The sequence below is a fragment of the Bradyrhizobium sp. SRS-191 genome, from assembly GCF_024586915.1.
Taxonomy (GTDB): Bacteria; Pseudomonadota; Alphaproteobacteria; order Rhizobiales; family Xanthobacteraceae; genus Bradyrhizobium.
This window is the reverse complement of the sequence record NZ_JANBVS010000002.1, coordinates 219,553-236,203: the sequence shown is the minus strand read 5'-3', so window position 1 is coordinate 236,203 and position 16,651 is coordinate 219,553. Positions and strand designations below refer to the sequence as shown.

At 66.6% G+C, this 16,651-nt stretch carries 18 protein-coding genes; 14 read left to right on the top strand and 4 right to left on the bottom strand.

All coding sequences use genetic code 11. The annotated features are described in order from the left end of the window. Window positions 1-86: 86 nt before the first annotated feature. Both NLR35_RS04940 and NLR35_RS04935 read left to right on the top strand, forming a co-directional pair. Window positions 87-2,330 carry a tetratricopeptide repeat protein gene (locus tag NLR35_RS04940; protein WP_257165436.1) on the top strand — a complete coding sequence of 748 codons (2,244 nt, stop codon included), beginning with the start codon at window positions 87-89 and terminating at the stop codon, window positions 2,328-2,330. Between the two features lie 76 nt (window positions 2,331-2,406). Beyond that, complete coding sequence (locus tag NLR35_RS04935; RefSeq protein ID WP_257165435.1) at window positions 2,407-2,562, top strand: hypothetical protein; 156 nt, start codon at window positions 2,407-2,409, stop codon at window positions 2,560-2,562. 57 nt (window positions 2,563-2,619) lie between these two features. On the opposite strand, the gene NLR35_RS04930 is transcribed toward NLR35_RS04935, so the two are convergent. Further along, window positions 2,620-3,126 carry a hypothetical protein gene (locus tag NLR35_RS04930; protein WP_257165434.1) on the bottom strand — a complete coding sequence of 169 codons (507 nt, stop codon included), beginning with the start codon at window positions 3,124-3,126 and terminating at the stop codon, window positions 2,620-2,622. A gap of 156 nt (window positions 3,127-3,282) precedes the next feature. Between NLR35_RS04930 and NLR35_RS04925 the strand changes: the two genes are divergently transcribed. Next, the gene (locus tag NLR35_RS04925) at window positions 3,283-3,732 is read left to right on the top strand and encodes an NUDIX hydrolase (protein WP_257165433.1); all 450 of its coding nucleotides are present in this window, start codon (window positions 3,283-3,285) and stop codon (window positions 3,730-3,732) included. Between the two features lie 13 nt (window positions 3,733-3,745). Here the strand turns inward: NLR35_RS04925 and hpaD are convergent, their stop codons facing one another. Next, complete coding sequence (gene hpaD / locus NLR35_RS04920) at window positions 3,746-4,663, bottom strand: 3,4-dihydroxyphenylacetate 2,3-dioxygenase (protein WP_257165432.1); 918 nt, start codon at window positions 4,661-4,663, stop codon at window positions 3,746-3,748. A 169-nt stretch (window positions 4,664-4,832) separates the two neighbouring features. After that, a complete protein-coding gene (locus NLR35_RS04915; protein WP_257165431.1) occupies window positions 4,833-5,354 on the bottom strand; it encodes an Hsp20/alpha crystallin family protein in 522 nt (173 codons plus the stop codon). 479 nt (window positions 5,355-5,833) lie between these two features. On the opposite strand from NLR35_RS04915, the gene NLR35_RS04910 reads away from it, so the two are divergent. The 6 genes from NLR35_RS04910 to NLR35_RS04885 all read left to right on the top strand — a co-directional run bounded on the left by NLR35_RS04910 (window position 5,834) and on the right by NLR35_RS04885 (window position 11,974). Next, entirely contained in the window at window positions 5,834-7,588 is a 1,755-nt protein-coding gene (locus NLR35_RS04910; protein ID WP_257165430.1) for an ATP-binding protein, read from the top strand. 123 nt (window positions 7,589-7,711) lie between these two features. Beyond that, window positions 7,712-8,209, top strand: coding sequence for a MarR family winged helix-turn-helix transcriptional regulator (locus NLR35_RS04905; RefSeq protein ID WP_257165429.1), 498 nt, complete (start codon window positions 7,712-7,714; stop codon window positions 8,207-8,209). Beyond that, a complete protein-coding gene (locus tag NLR35_RS04900; protein ID WP_257165428.1) occupies window positions 8,206-10,248 on the top strand; it encodes an FUSC family protein in 2,043 nt (680 codons plus the stop codon). The genes NLR35_RS04905 and NLR35_RS04900 overlap by 4 nt, the downstream gene beginning before the upstream one ends. Beyond that, window positions 10,245-10,454, top strand: coding sequence for a DUF1656 domain-containing protein (locus tag NLR35_RS04895; RefSeq protein ID WP_257165427.1), 210 nt, complete (start codon window positions 10,245-10,247; stop codon window positions 10,452-10,454). The genes NLR35_RS04900 and NLR35_RS04895 overlap by 4 nt, the downstream gene beginning before the upstream one ends. Continuing rightward, window positions 10,451-11,317, top strand: a complete 867-nt coding sequence (locus NLR35_RS04890) for an HlyD family secretion protein (RefSeq protein ID WP_257165426.1) — start codon at window positions 10,451-10,453, stop codon at window positions 11,315-11,317. Before NLR35_RS04895 ends, NLR35_RS04890 begins: the two co-directional genes overlap by 4 nt. 72 nt (window positions 11,318-11,389) lie before the next feature. Continuing rightward, on the top strand, window positions 11,390-11,974 hold the full coding sequence (locus NLR35_RS04885) for a peroxidase-related enzyme (protein ID WP_257165425.1): 585 nt from the start codon (window positions 11,390-11,392) through the stop codon (window positions 11,972-11,974). Between the two features lie 7 nt (window positions 11,975-11,981). Here NLR35_RS04885 and NLR35_RS04880 read toward each other — a convergent pair whose 3' ends face one another. After that, the gene (locus NLR35_RS04880; RefSeq protein ID WP_257165424.1) at window positions 11,982-12,605 is read right to left on the bottom strand and encodes a ParB-like protein; all 624 of its coding nucleotides are present in this window, start codon (window positions 12,603-12,605) and stop codon (window positions 11,982-11,984) included. A 197-nt stretch (window positions 12,606-12,802) separates the two neighbouring features. Between NLR35_RS04880 and NLR35_RS04875 the strand changes: the two genes are divergently transcribed. From NLR35_RS04875 to NLR35_RS04855, 5 genes are all read left to right on the top strand, one after another. After that, the gene (locus NLR35_RS04875; protein WP_257165423.1) at window positions 12,803-13,165 is read left to right on the top strand and encodes a hypothetical protein; all 363 of its coding nucleotides are present in this window, start codon (window positions 12,803-12,805) and stop codon (window positions 13,163-13,165) included. Between the two features lie 203 nt (window positions 13,166-13,368). Beyond that, on the top strand, window positions 13,369-13,650 hold the full coding sequence (locus NLR35_RS04870; protein ID WP_006609130.1) for an acyl carrier protein: 282 nt from the start codon (window positions 13,369-13,371) through the stop codon (window positions 13,648-13,650). Window positions 13,651-13,659: 9 nt separating this feature from the next. Then, window positions 13,660-14,130: a 3-hydroxyacyl-ACP dehydratase FabZ family protein gene (locus NLR35_RS04865; RefSeq protein ID WP_257165422.1), complete on the top strand. Its 471-nt coding sequence runs from the start codon at window positions 13,660-13,662 to the stop codon at window positions 14,128-14,130. Then, complete coding sequence (locus NLR35_RS04860) at window positions 14,127-15,332, top strand: beta-ketoacyl-ACP synthase (protein WP_257165421.1); 1,206 nt, start codon at window positions 14,127-14,129, stop codon at window positions 15,330-15,332. The genes NLR35_RS04865 and NLR35_RS04860 overlap by 4 nt, the downstream gene beginning before the upstream one ends. Window positions 15,333-15,368: 36 nt before the next feature. Next, entirely contained in the window at window positions 15,369-16,643 is a 1,275-nt protein-coding gene (locus tag NLR35_RS04855) for a beta-ketoacyl-ACP synthase (RefSeq protein WP_008962796.1), read from the top strand. The last annotated feature ends 8 nt before the right edge of the window (window positions 16,644-16,651 follow it).

Genomic DNA, 16,651 nt, shown 5'->3' with positions numbered 1-16,651 from the left:
GCCGCTCGTTAACCTCTGCTCATTGCGAATCGACGAGAACGGAACAACCATTCCGGGCAACGGAACGCTTCGGCGGAGGATTCCACGTGCAGAGCAGCGTCGGGTCGCGGGCCTTTCAGAACGCACGGCTTCAAAAGCGCGCCAAGAAGCAGGCGGACGTGCTGTTGCCGGCGGCCGTGAAGGCCTATCGCGAGGGCCGGCATCAGGAGGCGCAGGCGCTATGCCAGCAGATCCTGCAGGAGCTGCCACAGCATGTCGGCGCCCTGCATCTGCTCGGCGTCTCCGAACGGGAGTGCGGCCGGTTCGATCAGGCCGTGCTCCTCCTGACGCGGGCGGTCGAAATCGACCCGCGCTCGGCCGACGCCCAGTCCGATCTCGGCGTGGCGCTGTCCCGGCTCGGCCGGCACGAGGACGCGCGTGCCCGCTTCGAGCGCGCCATCGCGCTCAAGCCGAACTTCCCGGCCGCGCTCACGCATCTCGGCAATGCGCTGATGAGCCTGTTCCGGTTCGAGGAGGCGATCTCGGCGCATGACCGCGCCATCGCGCTGAAGCCCGACCATGCCGAGGCGTACGCCAATCGCGGCATGACGCTGCTGTTCACGAGCCGGCACGGAGAGGCCGGCCAGAACTTCGATCGCGCGCTGTCGCTGCAGCCGCGCTTGCTGTCGGCGCTGTTCGGCAAGGGCGTCGCCAGCACATATCTGCGCGATTTCGAAACGGCACTGGCCGCGCTGAATACGGCGCTGGCGATCAATCCCAATGCTGGCGCCGTGATCGCCCAACGCGGGCGGGTGTATCAGGAGCTGGGCAAGTTCGAGCAGGCGGAAGCCGATTTCGACGCCGCGCTGGCGCGTGAGCCGCTTCTCGAAGCTGCCCTTTGCGGCAAGGCCACGGTGACACTCGCCAATGGCAATATCGCGCAGGCGATCGCCGTCAGCAACAAGGTGCTGGCTCAGAACCCGAACTCGGAGCTCGCCTGGACCCTGCTCGGCGTCTGCGCGGCGGCGCAGGGCGACACCGCCGCGGCGATCGAGCATTACGACCGCGCGCTCGCGATCAATCCGCATCATGAGGACGCGATCACCAAGAAGATCTTCGCGCTGGATTTCCTGCCCGACGTGACGGTGAAGCGCCTTCAGGCCGAGCGCAAATATTGGTGGGACGCGATCGGGTCGCGCTTGCCACGGCGCTCGCTCGGCGCGCGGAATCTCGATCCGGACCGGCGGCTCGTCGTGGGCTACGTCTCGTCGGATTTCCGCGATCATTCGGCGGCTTTTGCCTTCATGCCCATCCTGCGCCACCACGACCACGCGAAGTTCGAAATCCTCGCTTATTCCTGTTCGCCGATGCAGGACGCCAAGACCGAGCTGTGCCGCTCGCTGGTCGATCGCTTCGTCGACGCCTCGCTGTGGAGCGACGAGAAGCTCGCCGATCGGATCCAGGCCGACAAGGTCGACATCCTCGTCGACCTCTCGGGGCATTCCGCCGGCCACCGGCTCACGCTGTTTGCGCGCAAGCCGGCCCCGATCCAGGTCTCGGCCGTCGGCAGCGTCACCGGGACGGGCCTGCCGGTCATGGATTATCTGCTGGCCGATCCGGTGGTGATTCCGACCGAGGTCCGGCCGCTGTTTGCCGAAAAGATCTACGACCTGCCGTCGCTCATCACGATCGAACCGCCGCCTCCCGTTCCGCCATCGCCGCTGCCGATGCTGCGTAACGGCCACGTCACCTTCGGCGCGTTCAATCGCATCGACAAGCTGTCGGAGCCGACGCTCACGCTCTGGTCGAAGCTGATGGCCGCAACGCCCGGCTCGATCATCGTCGTCAAGAACCACTCGATGGGCGATGCCCTGCTGCGCGACCGATTGCTCGCTCGCTTCGCCGCTCACGGCATTGCCGCGGACCGCGTTCGTTGTGAGGGAAAGACGACACGCGAGGCGCATCTTGCGATGTTCGCCGACATCGACATCTCGCTCGATCCGTTCCCGCAGAATGGCGGCATCTCGACCTGGGAGTCGCTGCAGATGGGCGTGCCCGTCGTCACCAAGCTCGGCAGCGGCCCCGCGGCTCGCGCCGGCGGCGCGATCGTCAAGGCGGTCGGCCTCGACGACTGGGTCGCCGAAGATGACGACGCCTATCTCGCGATCGCGCTGAAATTCTGCTCCCGGCCCGCGGAGCTCGCCGCGCTGCGCGCCCGGCTGCCGGAGCTGGTCTCGCATTCGGCCGCCGGAGACAACGCGCTCTATACGCAGCAGGTCGAACAGGGCTATCGCAAGTTCTGGCAGGACTACTGCGCCCAAGTCACGGCCGGCGAGGACTGCCGGAATTAACCCGCCATTCACCACGATGCTCACCCGCCCGGAACGATGCAATTTGCATCAAATTATCAGTTCAGGGAGACGGGACATGAGCAGACTGATGGATCTCGAAGACCAGATTGCGCGGGCCGAACGGCTGCAGCGGAGCATCACCGATGCGGTGACGATCGAACGCCTCAGGCAGTTCGCCGCCGAGTGCCGCCGCGAGGCCGAACGGCTGTCGCACCACCGCCACGCCGCGTGACCCGCCGCGCGCGTCAGATGATCATCGCTCGCCCGCCCGTCGGAGGTGGCGCGCCGCTCACGAGCAGGTCGTGACCATGTTGGTGCAGAGCTGCCGGGTCCAGCCGATGCCGGCCTTGACGCGGATCTTGGCGAACGCGCCGGAGCAGCCGAGCAGCTCGACCGCCTGATCGCCGCCCGCATGGGCATCGAGCTTGGCGCTGGTGGCGACGGGATCACGATAGATCACCGCGCCGTTCTGCAGGCCGCCGACGCCCACGACCGCGCGGTGCACGAAGCCCCTGCCCTGGAAGATGACCGTCTCCCGATCCTGATCGACATCGATGAGGACGGCACGGTCGATCTCGAACCAGTCCTCCTGCTGCGCCCTCAGATGCACGACGATCCAACCATTGCTGGTCGGATTCTTCAGCGCCTTGAGCAACGCGCCGCCCGGCTCGGCGCGCACATTGGCGCCGTTGGGATCTGGATCGGTGATGTCGACCGCGACATCGCAGGCCTCGCGGCCAGCCGCGACCGCCCCAGACGTCGAGAGCAGCAGGAGCAATAAAATTCTTCCAAGCATCGTGGGATCCGGATTGATGTTCCCTGTCGGGTTTGGTCGCTCTCGGCGCCCTGAAGTTCAGGCGGCCGCAGAGAAGGCGTGTCGTCCGGCTGAACCCGTGCTATCCGCGCCTGCACTTTGGCGCAGCGCCGTCCATCGGAACGTCGAAAGCCTCTCATGCGTGAACGCCCCTCCTCGCGTCTCCTCGTCGTCGATCCCGAGGGGCGCCTGCTGCTCTTCAAGTTCGTGCATCTCGCCGGCGCGCTGGAGGGACAGCAGTTCTGGGCGACGCCGGGCGGCGGGCTCGATCCGGGCGAGAGCTACGAGGCCGCGGCATGCCGGGAGATGTTCGAGGAGACCGGCATCCGCATCGATCATCCGGGGCCCGAGATCGCGCAGCGAGCGGTGATCTTCACGCTGGTCGATGGCGAGGAGGTCAGCGCTGACGAGCGCTATTTCCTGGTCCGGGTCGGCAGCGCGGCCATCTCCGCCATGCATTGGACCGAGCTCGAGCGCGCGGCCATCGCCGCGCAACGCTGGTGGCGGAGGGACGAGCTGGCGGCGACGGCCGACCAGGTGTTTCCCGAGGACATCGTGGAGATGCTGACGCGCGCCGGAGTCTGGTGAGGCCAGCGCGCGGTCAGAGCCGCCCGCCGGCAAGCGCCGCAGCGCGCGGGCGGCCGACATCCTCGAGCGCCTGCGGCATCGGCGAGACCGGGAACACCGCGTTGATCTGGCCCGTCCCCGACGACGGGAAGAACGGCGTCACCACCTCGACGCCGCGGTCGTAATGGTTCCAGCCGAGCGCGCCGAGCAGCATGGCGGTGTCGTGCATGAAGCCCTCACCATGGCCCTTGCTGGCATATTCCGGCAGCATGTCGCAGAAATCCGGCCACTCGCCCTGCTCCCACATCTGGATCACCTCGTGGTCGAGCCGCTCCAGGAACGGGCTGAACATCTTGTCGCGATAGTCGTCGGCGGTGCCGTTCTGCGCGAAGCGGTGGCTGAGGGAGCCCGATGCGAAGAACGCGACCGTGCCGTCATAATGATCCTCGACGGCGCGGCGGAACGCCCAGCCGAGCTTGGCGCTGTCGGCGAGATAATGCGATGTGCACAGCGCTGACACCGACACCACCTTGAAGTGGCGATCGGGGTTCATGTACCGCATCGGCACCAGCGTGCCGTATTCCAGCGCCAGCGAGGTCGCATCATGCGCCATGGTCGCAATCCCGTGCGCATTGGCGCCGTCGGCCAGGATGTGGCCGAGCTCCGGATTGCCGTCATATTCATAGGTCATGTTGGCGATGAAATGCGGCAGCTCGTTCGAGGTGTAGAGCCCCTGGAAGTGCGGCGCGCAATTGATGTGATAGCCCGCATTGACCAGCCAATGGGTGTCGAACACGACGATGGTGTCGACTCCGGCCTCGCGGCAGCGCCGGCCGATCTCGAGATGGCCGTCGATCGCCGACTGCCGCTTGCCCTTGGCCGGGCCATCGAGCTCGCTGAGATACATCGACGGCACATGTGTGATCTTCGCCGCCAGCGCGAGCTTGCCCATCCCTCGTCTCCTTCCGGTCGTTCCCCGGCCTGATATCGCCGGCCGTTTGCTTGAGCGGCAGATTACCCCTCCAGCCAGCCGAAAAAAAGGGCCGCAAGCGCGGCCCTCCTCAGCGTCCAAACCAATCGGCTGTCCCATGATCATGGGACAGCCCGCGCGGCTGCGCGGCTCACGCCGCCTTGATGTCGATGGTCTTGGCGGCCTTCTGCACCTCGGGCTTCTTCGGCAGGGTCACCTTGAGCACGCCCTGCTTGAACACCGCCTCGATCTTGTCGGTGTCGACCCCGTCCGGGATCTGGAAGGAGCGCTCGAACGCGCCGTAGCTGCGCTCGCGGACGTAATAGTCCTTCTTTGTCTCCTCCTTGTCCTCCTGCTTCTCGCCCTTGATCGACAGCACGCCGCTGGCGACCTTCACCTCGACATTCTTCTCGTCGAGTCCGGGCAGCTCGGCCGTGAGCTCATAGGCGTTGTCGTGCTCGGCGACGTCGACCGCCGGCGCCACGGCAAACGATCTCGCGCGCGCAAGACCCGGCAATTGGTCGAACAGCGCCGGGGTGCGCCAGACTCCGCCGTGGAAGTCCTCGAACACGCGATCGATCTCGCGGCGCAGGTTCTCGAACGGCCGCCATCCCTGCAATGATGGCGCATTCGCTTTCTCGGTGTTGACAGGCAGCTTGGTGGGTTCAGCCATGATGTCATCCTCCTGCTTCACGCGAGGATCGGCTCTTCAGCAGCATCGCGGCCGGTGCACAGCGCGACCTCGGCCGCATCCGCTCCCTCGCGCTTGACGGGAAGACTATACCGGGCACACGGCGGTTCCAGATTGATCGCGATCAAATCGCCGCGCGCCCGCCCGCGGCGAGCGACCTGCGCTCCGGCCCGCTGATCGTCATCGCCTTCGAAAGATCAGTCCGCGCACAAAGCTGAAGGAGCCCCTCGAAATGGTAAACCGAACGTAAACTGGAACGGCTCGTGCAACGCTTTAGCAAAGCCAGCAGAAAGCGTTACGTCCCAATGCGTTACGAGCGTTTGAGGAACCGCGCTTGCAGCGCCGGACAGCATCCTGCGAGGCCACGGAAGGGCGCCGATGCGTTCATCATGACGAGCCGTTTAACAAATTGTCCAGTCGGAGCGGCGAAGGTGTCAGCGCAACAATTCACCACAGGTTTCATGACCGTGACATCCTTCGGACGCGTGATCTCGGTGCGAGGCTCCCAGGCCCGCGTCGGCATTCTGTCGACACAGCAGATGACCGTCTCCGACATCCGCGCGACAGTCGGCCGTTTCATCAGCATCCGCTGCCCCAGCGCCACGATCATCGCCATCATCACCGAGGTCACCAGCGAGGACCTTTCTCAGGCCAGCGAGTATGTCGCGACGGCCTCCGTCGACCTGCTCGGCGAGATTCTCGGGCCCGCCGAGAAGCCGAAGTTCCAGCGCGGCGTCACCCATTATCCGACCATCGGCGACGCCGTCGACATGATCACCAGCCAGGAGCTGCGCACGATCTACACGCCGACCGCCGGCGATCATATCGACATCGGCGCGCTGCAGCAGGACACGTCCGTGCGCGCCTGCGTCAATGTCGAGGAAATGCTGTCGAAGCACTTCGCGGTGCTCGGCTCGACCGGCGTCGGTAAATCCACCGGCGTGTCGCTGCTGCTCAACGAGATCCTCAAAGCGCGGCCGAACCTGCGCATCTTCCTGCTCGACGTCCACAACGAATATGGCCGCTGCTTCGGCGAGAAGGCGCTGGTGCTCAACCCGCGCAATCTGAAGCTGCCGTTCTGGCTGTTCAATTTCGAGGAGATCGTCGACGTCCTGTTCGGCGGCCGTCCCGGCGTCCCGGAGGAGCTCGACATTCTCGCCGAGGTCATCCCGCTGGCGAAGGGCATCTACACCCAGTACCAGAACACGGACCGTATCGGCCTGAAGCGCATCGATCCGAAGATGGTCGGCTACACGGTCGATACGCCGGTGCCCTACCGCCTCGTCGACCTGATCAACCTGATCGACGAGCGCATGGGCAAGCTCGAGAACCGCTCCTCACGCATCATCTATCACAAGCTGATCTCGCGCATCGAGACCGTGCGCAACGACCCGCGCTACGCCTTCATGTTCGACAACGCCAATGTCGGCGGCGACACCATGGCCGAGGTCATCAGCCATCTGTTCCGCCTGCCCGCGAACGGCCGGCCGATGACGGTGATGCAGCTCGCCGGCTTCCCGGCCGAGGTGGTCGATTCCGTCGTCTCGGTGGTCTGCCGCATGGCGTTCGATTTCGGCCTGTGGAGCGACGGCGTCTCGCCGCTGCTGTTCGTCTGCGAGGAAGCGCACCGCTATGCCTCCGCGGACCGCTCGATCGGCTTCGGGCCGACCCGCAAGGCAATCTCGCGCATCGCCAAGGAAGGCCGCAAATACGGCGTCTATCTCGGCCTGATCACCCAGCGCCCGGCCGAGCTCGACGCCACCATCATCTCACAATGCAACACGCTGTTCACGATGCGCCTCGCCAACGAGCGCGACCAGTCGCTGTTGCGCTCGGCGGTGTCGGACGCCGCCGCCAACCTGCTCTCCTTCGTCCCCTCGCTCGGCACCCGCGAGGTGCTGGCGTTCGGCGAAGGCGTCGCGCTGCCGACCCGGCTGCGCTTCAAGGAGGTGCCGCCGCATCAGATGCCGCGCAGCGAGGCGACGATCGCCACGGTGCGCTCGGTCAATGCCGGCCACGACATGCATTTCGTCAGCGCGGTGCTGGAGCGCTGGCGCGGCGCGACCTCGAGCCGGGATGCCGCGAATGGCGACGGCGGCATGAGCAGCGGCGGCGAGCGCGGCGGTCTGGCGACGTCGCTCGACGCCCCGATGCTGCAGCCCTCGATGGGCCTCGATCCCGACCGCTTCTCCCTGCTCAAGAAGCCGCTGCGTTAATCCCCGCGAACATCAGGACATCGCATGCTGGCGGCCGGGTTCCCGGCCGGCCTGGGAACTCGCGCTGTGAATCGTGCGGGCCAATAGATTGCAAGCTACCAATTCTATTCCTATCTATTGGTCATGCCCTCCGTTCCCCCGAATATTGCCGCGGAAATCGGCCTCCTCGTTGCCCGCGTCGCGCGGCTGTGGCGCCGCGAGGCCGATCAGGCGCTGGCGGATCACGGCCTGTCGCAGGCGACCGCGCACCCGCTGCGGGCGCTCGCCAGGCACGGCACCAGGGATGGCAAGGGCATCCGCCAGGGCGCGCTCGCCGAGGACGTCGGCATCGAAGGCCCGTCGCTGGTCCGCCTGATCGACCTGCTGCAGGCGGAGAAGCTGGTGGAGCGCCGTGAGGATCCCAGCGATCGCCGCGCCAAGACGCTGCATCTCACCGCCAAGGGCGCAGCGAAGACGGCAGAGATCGAGGGCGTGCTGCGGCGGGTCCGCGAGGATCTCCTGAAAGGTATCCCGGCTGAGGACCTCGCGACCGCCTACGACGTTCTGCATCGCATCGAGCAGCGCATGATGCGGCTGCACGAAGCCCTTCCGCCCGATGCTGGTCCCGCAGGCGAACCATGAACAAATTTCCGCTGCGCGGCGCCGACCTCGTATTCTCGGTCAAGACGTTCGGCGCGGCCGTGCTGGCGCTGCTGATCGCGCTCTGGATCGACCTGCCCCGGCCGTATTGGGCCATGGCCACCGTCTACATCACCTCGCAGCCGCTGGCCGGCGCCACCGCATCGAAGGCGCTCTATCGCGTGCTCGGGACGCTCGCCGGCGCCGCGGCAGCCGTCGCCATCGTCCCGAGCTTCGTCAATGCGCCCGAGCTGCTCAGCCTGGTCATCGCGCTGTGGACCGGCGCCTGCCTCTACGTCTCGCTGCTCGACCGCACGCCGCGCAGCTATCTGTTCATGCTGGCCGGCTACACGCTGGCGCTGATCGGCTTTCCCGCCGTGACCGATCCCGGGGGCATCTTCGATGTCGCGGTGTCGCGCGCGCAGGAGATCACGCTCGGCATCGTCTGTGCGACGCTGGTCTCCACCATCGTGCTTCCGCGCAGCGTCGCTCCCGTGGTCGCCGCCAAGGTCGAGCGCTGGCTCGACGATGCGCGCCGACTGAGCCGGGACGTGCTGCTCGGCGGTGGCGGCAGCGAGGAGGATCGCGCGCACCGCCTGCGGCTCGCAGCGGAAGCGCTGGAGATCGATACGCTCGCCACGCACCTCGCGTTCGACCGGCAGGCGGACCACGACGCCGTCGAAGGCCTGCGATCGCTGCGGCTGCACATGCAGTTGCTGCTGCCGCTGCTGGGCTCGATCCACGACCGGCTGGAGGCGCTCGAAGGCCATATCCAGCGGGAGCTGAGCGATCTGCTGCGACGTCTGGCCGGCTGGGTCACAGCCGCCGGCGACCGCGCGCCGACCGATCGCCTGCGGGCCGAGATCGACGCGCTCCGGCCCTCGCTCGAGGCGAACTCGTCCTGGGACCAGATCATGACCGCGAGCCTGCTGATCAGGCTGCGCGAGCTGGTCGACATCGCCGATGATTGCCGGGCGTTGAACGCAGCCATTGCCGCCGGCAAGGACACATCCCAGGTCCCGCTCGCCTTCCGCACCGAGCAGGGCATCGCGCCCGCCCGGCATCGCGACCACGCGCTGGCGCTGTGGTCGGCCGCAGGCGTGGTCGTCGCCATTCTGGTCTGCTGCGCATTCTGGATCGCGACCGGGTGGACCGACGGCGCCTCGGCGCCGATGATGGCCGCCGTCGCCTGCTCGTTCTTTGCCGCGCAGGATGATCCGGCTCCCAGCATCGTCAGGTTCACGGCGTGGTCGCTGGTCGCGATCATCATCGACGCCATCTACCTGTTTGCCATCATCCCGGCGATCTCGGACGTCGAGCTGCTGATCGCGGCACTCGCGCCGGCGTTCCTGCTGTTCGGCGTGCTGATCGCCCGCCCGCAGACGACGCCGATCGGCATGGCGCTCGGCGCCAACGGCGCGACGCTGCTGGCGCTGCAATCGACCTACAGTGCCGACTTTCAGAGCTACGCCAATTCGGCGATCGCCTTCATGGTCGGCATGGCCGCGGCCGTGGTGCTCACCCGCCTGGTGCGCTCGGTCCGCGCCGAATGGATCGCCCAGCGGCTGCTGCGCACGAGCTGGGAGACCCTGGCGCTGACCGCCGAGCGCCGCGGCCATCATGATCGCGCCGCCTTCATCGGCCTCATGCTCGACCGGCTGGGACTGCTGGCGCAACGCTTCGCCGCGATCCCCGAGGACGACCGCCGCGAGCTCGACAGCCTGAGCCAGTTGCGCGTCGGCCTCAACATCATCGACCTCCGCCGCGCCCGCCATGGACTGACGGCAGCGACGCTGGGCGCCATCGACACCATGCTCGATCGTCTCGCCGCCGCCTGCCGCAGCCGCGGCGCGGGAGCCGGCGTCATGCCCGCCAGCCTGCTCGCCGCGATCGACACGGCCCTATTGAAGACGCTCGCCGAGCCGGCCGCAGCCGCCAAGGAGGATGCGCTGATCGGGCTGGTCGGAATCCGCACCGGACTGTTTCCGGACGCGACGGCCTATCACGCGAGCCAGGCTGACCTGCGGAGCCTCGTCGCATGAGACACGACATCGACATCGCCGGGGTGCTGGTGCCCTCGCTGCTGCTGTGGCTCGTCGTGGCCTATGGCTGCGTCGCCCTGCTCAGCGTGGGGCTGCGCCGGCTCGGCTTCTATCGCCTGGTCTGGCATCGCGCGCTATTCGACTTTGCGCTGTTCGTCTGCGTGCTCGGCGGCATCGTCTATCTTGTTTCGGAGTTCTCGTCGTGAAAGGCACTTCTGCTCTGCTCGGCCGCGTGGCGGTCACCGCTGCGGCTGTTGTCGCAGCGATCCTGGTCGGCAGCTATCTATGGGGCTATTACATGAAGGCGCCATGGACGCGCGACGGACGCGTGCGCGCCGATATCGTCCAGATCGCGCCCGACGTCTCCGGCTTCGTCACCGAGGTGCTGGTGCGCGACAACCAGCCGGTGCATCAGGGCGACGTCATTTTCCGGATCGATCGCGCCCGCTTCAAGCTCGCGCTGCAGCAGGCCGATGCCGTCGTCGCCGGCCGGCTCGCGACGCTCAATCAGGCCAATGCCGACCTCGACCGCTACCGTTCGTTGACCACCGAGGCGGTCTCGCAGCAGAAGCAGGAACAGGTGCTTGCCACGCAACAGCAGGCGCAGGCGTCCTACGATCAGGCGCTGGCCGATCAGGCCGTGGCGAAGCTCAATGTGGAGCGCAGCGAGGTGCATGCCCCGGTCAACGGCATCATCACCAACATGGATCTGCGCCCCGGCACCTATGTCGGCGCCGGGAAAGGCGTCATGGCCCTGGTCGACACCGATACGCTGCATGTCGAAGGCTATTTCGAGGAGACCAAGCTGCCGCGGATCCGCGTCGGTGCGCCCGTGCGCATCCGCTTGATGGGCACGGGTCAACAACTCACCGGCCATGTCGAAAGCATCGCCGCAGGGATCGAGGACCGCGACCGCGCCGAGGGCGCGAGCCTGCTCGCCAATGTCACCCCGACCTTCAACTGGGTGCGGCTGGCGCAGCGCGTCCCCGTCCGCATCGCGCTCGACGACACGTCGCGGCGCAGCGAGCTGGTCGCGGGACGATCGGCCACGGTGGAGGTGTTGAACTGAAGGCGGGCCGTTGCGCCCCTTTGCCGATCGACTAAGGTTCGCTCCCCACACGCCATGCCGGACCCATCGCCCATGACCCAGCCCGCCATCAGCCGCTTCCCCGTCCCCGCGATCGACGCGCTGCCGGAGGACATCCGCACCCGCCTGCTCGGGGTGCAGGAGAAGAGCGGCTTCGTGCCCAACGTGTTCCTGACCCTGGCGCACCGGCCCGACGAGTTCCGCGCCTTCTTCGCCTATCACGACGCGCTGATGGAGAAGGACGGCGGGCTGACCAAGGCCGAGCGCGAGATGATCGTGGTGGCGACGTCGAGCGCCAACCAGTGCCAGTATTGCGTGATCGCGCATGGCGCCATCCTGCGCATCCGCGCCAAGAATCCCCTGATCGCCGACCAGATCGCGATCAACTACCGCAAGGCGGATATCACCCCGCGCCAGCGCGCCATGCTCGACTTCGCGATGAAGGTCGCGCTGGAGGCACAGACGGTCGGCGACGCCGATTTCAAGCCGCTGGCGGAGCACGGCTTCAGCGACGACGACATCTGGGACATCGCCGCGATCGCGGCCTTCTTCGCGCTCTCCAACCGGATGGCCAATGTCACGGGCATGCGGCCCAATGACGAGTTCTACCTGATGGGGCGGCTGCCGAAGACGAAGTAGGCGCCGGTCAGTCGTCCGACGCCGGCCCGCACCAGCCGGGCAGATAGACCGCATCATGGCTCTTGGCGAACGCCAGCGCGTGCTCCATCGCGCCGGCGAAATCGGTCTCCACCCGCTTGCGCTTGACCTTGCGGCGCAGGAAGTCCGCCCACAGGAACTCGCTGAACGGCGTCGTGTCCTTGGCAAAGCCGCCGGCGCGGCGCAGCTCGCCGGCGAGGCTGCGGAACGGATCGTCCTTCAATTCCGCGACGCTCTTCGGCAGGTCCTTGAAATGCCGCCGCTCCCCCTTGGCATCGTAGGGATAGACCCAGCGCTTGTTGTCCATCACGTTCCAGAAGCCGTCGGGATCGACCATCGTGAGATCGCCGATGACGGTGACCAGGACATCCTTGACGCCCTCGTCGTGCAGCGCGCGCGCCAGATGATGATGGTCGACCACGTAGTGCCGCTTGTCCGGTCCGAGCACCACCGGGATCATGTGCTTGCCGAGCAGCTCGGCCTTCTTCTTGGCCTTGTGCTCGCGCCAGCGCTCACGCTTCTCCTTCACCTCGCGCATGCCCACCGTCATCTGCGTCGGGCGCAGCGAGAGGATCGGGATCGGATGCAGCAGCGGCTCGCGGGTATTGGCCATGGTGAGGCTCCAATGGACGTCGTCGACATCTGCGGCGAGATCAGCGCCGCCGGCGCGTGAGTTCCACCGATACACCAAATGCCGTGGCGACGACACATCCGCAGGGCGCTGTGCTCGTCTGATGCAGCTCAAGAGCAGCAAAGTTTCTTTGTGAGAGGCTGAGCCCGCGTGCTAAGAAAGAGCATCGGAGTCGAGGCATGAAGTCCCAACGCCCCATGGCAGCGGAGGAAGAGCATTGCGTGGTGCCGTTCCGGCCCCGCAATGGTCCGGCGCGGCGGGTCACCGAGACCGCCAGTGCGAGCGGCAATCCCCCCGTGCCGCTGCGGCGTCCCGAGCCGGTGTCGCTCGACCTCTCCCGCTATGAGCGGCCACGCGAGGAGCCCGACGATTTCCGCCACCGCATCCTGGCCAACATCGCCGCCATCGCCTTCACCATCGCACTGACGGCGATCGGGATCTGGCTCGCCATGAGCATCGCCGATCTCCGCAAGACCCAGGACTGCCTGCTGACCGGACGGCGCGACTGCGCCCGCATCATCACCGAGACCTACACGCCCTGAGGGCCGCGCCGCCTGTCTGACAGGGCATCACAATCCCGCCACAACCCACGTGCCCGGCTCCATTGAACTCACCGCGGCGCTCCGATATACGGGCACACGACTCCTGGGCGACGGGGGTAAAAGGGCTCGCATCAGACGCCCCCAAGGCGGTGTCCTCTCGTTGCCCTTCTCCGGATTAGCTCCAAAATATCAAAGGCTTAGTGATGTCCTCAACATTCGATCAGGTCGCCACGATCATCGCTGAAACCTGCGACATCCCGCGCGACACGATCACGCCGGATAGCCACGCCATCGACGATCTGGGCATCGACAGCCTCGATTTCCTCGACATCGCCTTCGCGATCGACAAGGCCTTCGGCATCAAGCTGCCGCTCGAGAAGTGGACGCAGGAAGTCAACGACGGCAAAGCCAGCACCGAGCAGTACTTCGTGCTCAAGAACCTGTGCGCGCGCATCGACGAGCTGGTCGCCGCCAAGGGCGCCTGAGCGCCCGCCATGCAGATCGAATACTTCCTCCTGATCGACCGCATTCTCGACCTCAGACTGGACGAGAAGACCATCACCGTCGAAGCCAAGGTTCCGACCGAGAGCACGATCTTCGAAGGGCACTTCCCGGGCTATCCGATCATGCCCGGCGTGCTGCTCATCGAGTCGATGGCGCAGACCTCCGGCTGGCTGCTGCTCGCGCTGATGAAGTTCGAGCGGATGCCGTTCCTCGCCGCCGTGAAGGAAGCCAAGATGCGTGGCTTCGTCCAGCCGGGCGAGGTGCTGACGGTCGAGGCCAACGTGCTTCATGAAGGCTCCGGCTACGCCATCACCGAAGCGCGCGTGAAGGTCGGCGGCAAGCTGCGCTCGAACGCGACGATCACGTTCAGCCACGTGCCCTTCCCCAATCCGGAGCTGCGCGGACACATGGATGCCGTCGCCGAACGCGTCGGCTTTCCGCAACAGATCCTGCAGCGATGAGTGAGACGCGTTCCGTGACATCAGCCCCCGTCGAAGTCTGGATCACCGGCATCGGCCTTGCGACCTCGCTCGGCGAGGGCCTCGATGCGAACTGGGAGGCCCTCAACGCCGGCCAGATCAATGTCGATCAGCAGGGCTTTGCGCCCTACATCGTGCATCCCTGGGCCAAGGTGAATCTGGAAGCGCAGATCCCCAAGAAGGAACAGCGCCAGATGGAGGCGTGGCAGCGCATCGGCACCTACGCGGCCGGGCTCGCGCTGGATTCCGCCGGCCTCAAGGGCAACAAGGACATCCTGTCCCGGATGGACATGATCGTCGCCGCCGGCGGTGGCGAGCGCGACATCTCCGTCGACACCGCGATTCTCAACGCCGAGGCCGAGGGCAACTGCACGCCGGGCTTCCTGAACGACCGGCTGATGAGCGATCTGCGCCCGACCCTGTTCCTGGCGCAGCTCTCCAACCTGCTCGCCGGCAACATCGCGATCTCGCACGGCGTGTGCGGAACGTCGCGCACGTTCATGGGCGAAGAGGTCGCGGGCGTCGATTCGTTCAAGATCGCGCTCGCGCGTATCGCCGGCGGCCAGAGCGACATCGCGCTGGTCGGCGGCTCGCATAATGGCGAGCGCAAGGACCTGCTCGTGCTCTACGAGTTCGGCGACTACAATCTGAAGAACGAGTTCAAGCCGGTCTGGGCGCGCAAGGAGCATCCGGGCTTCGCGCTCGGCTCGGCCGGCGCCTTCCTGGTGCTGGAATCCAAGCCGCATGCCGAAGCCCGTGGCGCGAAGCCGCTGGCGCGGCTGAGCAAGGTGGTCGCCGATCGTGCCCGCCGCAAGGAAGCCGGCTCCGTCACCGGCACGCTCGACCGGCTGTGGTCGGCGCTCGACGTGCACGACGCGCCGGGCGCTATCATCACCGGCGCGACCGGCGCGGAGCCCGTGACATCGGAGGAGCGCGCCTTCCTCGATCATCACAAGGCCTTCGCCGTGCGCTCGAGCGGCACCCGCTTCGGCCACACGATGGAGGCGCATTTCGCGCTCGATCTGGCGCTTGCCGCGCTGTCGATCTCGCGCGGCGCGCTGTTCGCGCCGGGCGATAGTTCGGGCGTCGAGAGCGAGATGAAGGAGGCTCCGACCCAGATCGTGGTGGTCGGCGCCGGCCATTACCGCGGCGAAGGCATGGCCTTGGTCGAAGCTGTCAAGTGAACGCGGCGCGCGGCTGACGACGCGACGGGGGACATCATGAGTGTACGCGACAAGTTTGGACGTCCCGTCGTGGTCGTGACGGGCATGGGCATCGTCACCTCGCTGGGTGCGGGCAAGTCCGACAATTGGACCAAGCTGGTGGCCGGCGAGTCCGGCATCCGCACCATCACGCGCTTCCCGATCGACGGGTTGAAGACGACGATGGCCGGCACGGTGGACTTTGTCCCCGTGGCGCCGTTCACGTCGACCGGCCTCTCCGAGCGGCTCGGCCACATGGCGGTGGAGGAAGCGATCGCGCAGGCCGGCATCGGCTCCAAGGGCGACTTCCCCGGCCCCCTCTTCCTCGCCGTCGCGCCGGTCGAGATCGAGTGGCCGCAGCGGCTCGAGCTCGCGCATGAAGTCGGCGGCACGCACTTCACCTATGACGACCTCCTGAAGGTCTGCGGCGGCGGCAAGTTCGTCAACTATCACCACCGCTTCCTGTTCGGCTCGGTGGCGGATTCGCTGTCGGATACGTTCGGCACCAAGGGCTCGCCGATCTCGCTGTCGACCGCCTGCGCCTCCGGCGCCACCGCGATCCAGCTCGGCGTCGAGGCCATCCGGCGCGGCGAGACCGACGTGGCGCTGTGCGCGGCGACCGAAGGCTCGGTCAATCCTGAGGGCCTCGTGCGCTTCTCGCTGCTCTCGGCGCTGTCGACGCAGAACGATCCGCCGCAAGCCGCCTCCAAGCCGTTCTCCAAGAACCGCGACGGTTTCGTCATGGCCGAAGGCGCCGGCGCGCTGGTGCTGGAGAGCTACGACGCCGCCGTGGCGCGTGGCGCAAAGATTCTCGGCGTCGTCGCCGGTTGCGGCGAACTGACCGACTCCTTCCACCGCACCCGCTCCTCGCCCGACGGCAAGCCGATCATCGGCTGTATCCGGAAAGCCCTGGCCGATGCCGGCATGGCGCCGGAGCAGATCGACCATATCAATGCCCACGGCACCGCGACGCCCGAGAACGACAAGATGGAATATGTCGGCGTCTCCGCCGTGTTCGGCGAGCACACCGGCAAGATCCCGGTTTCGTCGAACAAGTCGATGGTCGGCCACACTATCTCGGCGGCCGGCGCGGTCGAGGCGATCATCTCGCTGCTCACACTCGAGCATCAGCTGATCCCGCCGACCATCAACTACGACATTCCGGATCCCGCGATCCTGTTCGACGTCGTCGGCAACAAGGCCCGCGAGGCGCGCGTCACCGCCGTAATGTCGAACTCGTTCGGCTTCGGCGGCCAGAACGCCTCGCTGATCCTGACCCGCGAACCGGCCTGATCCGCCCC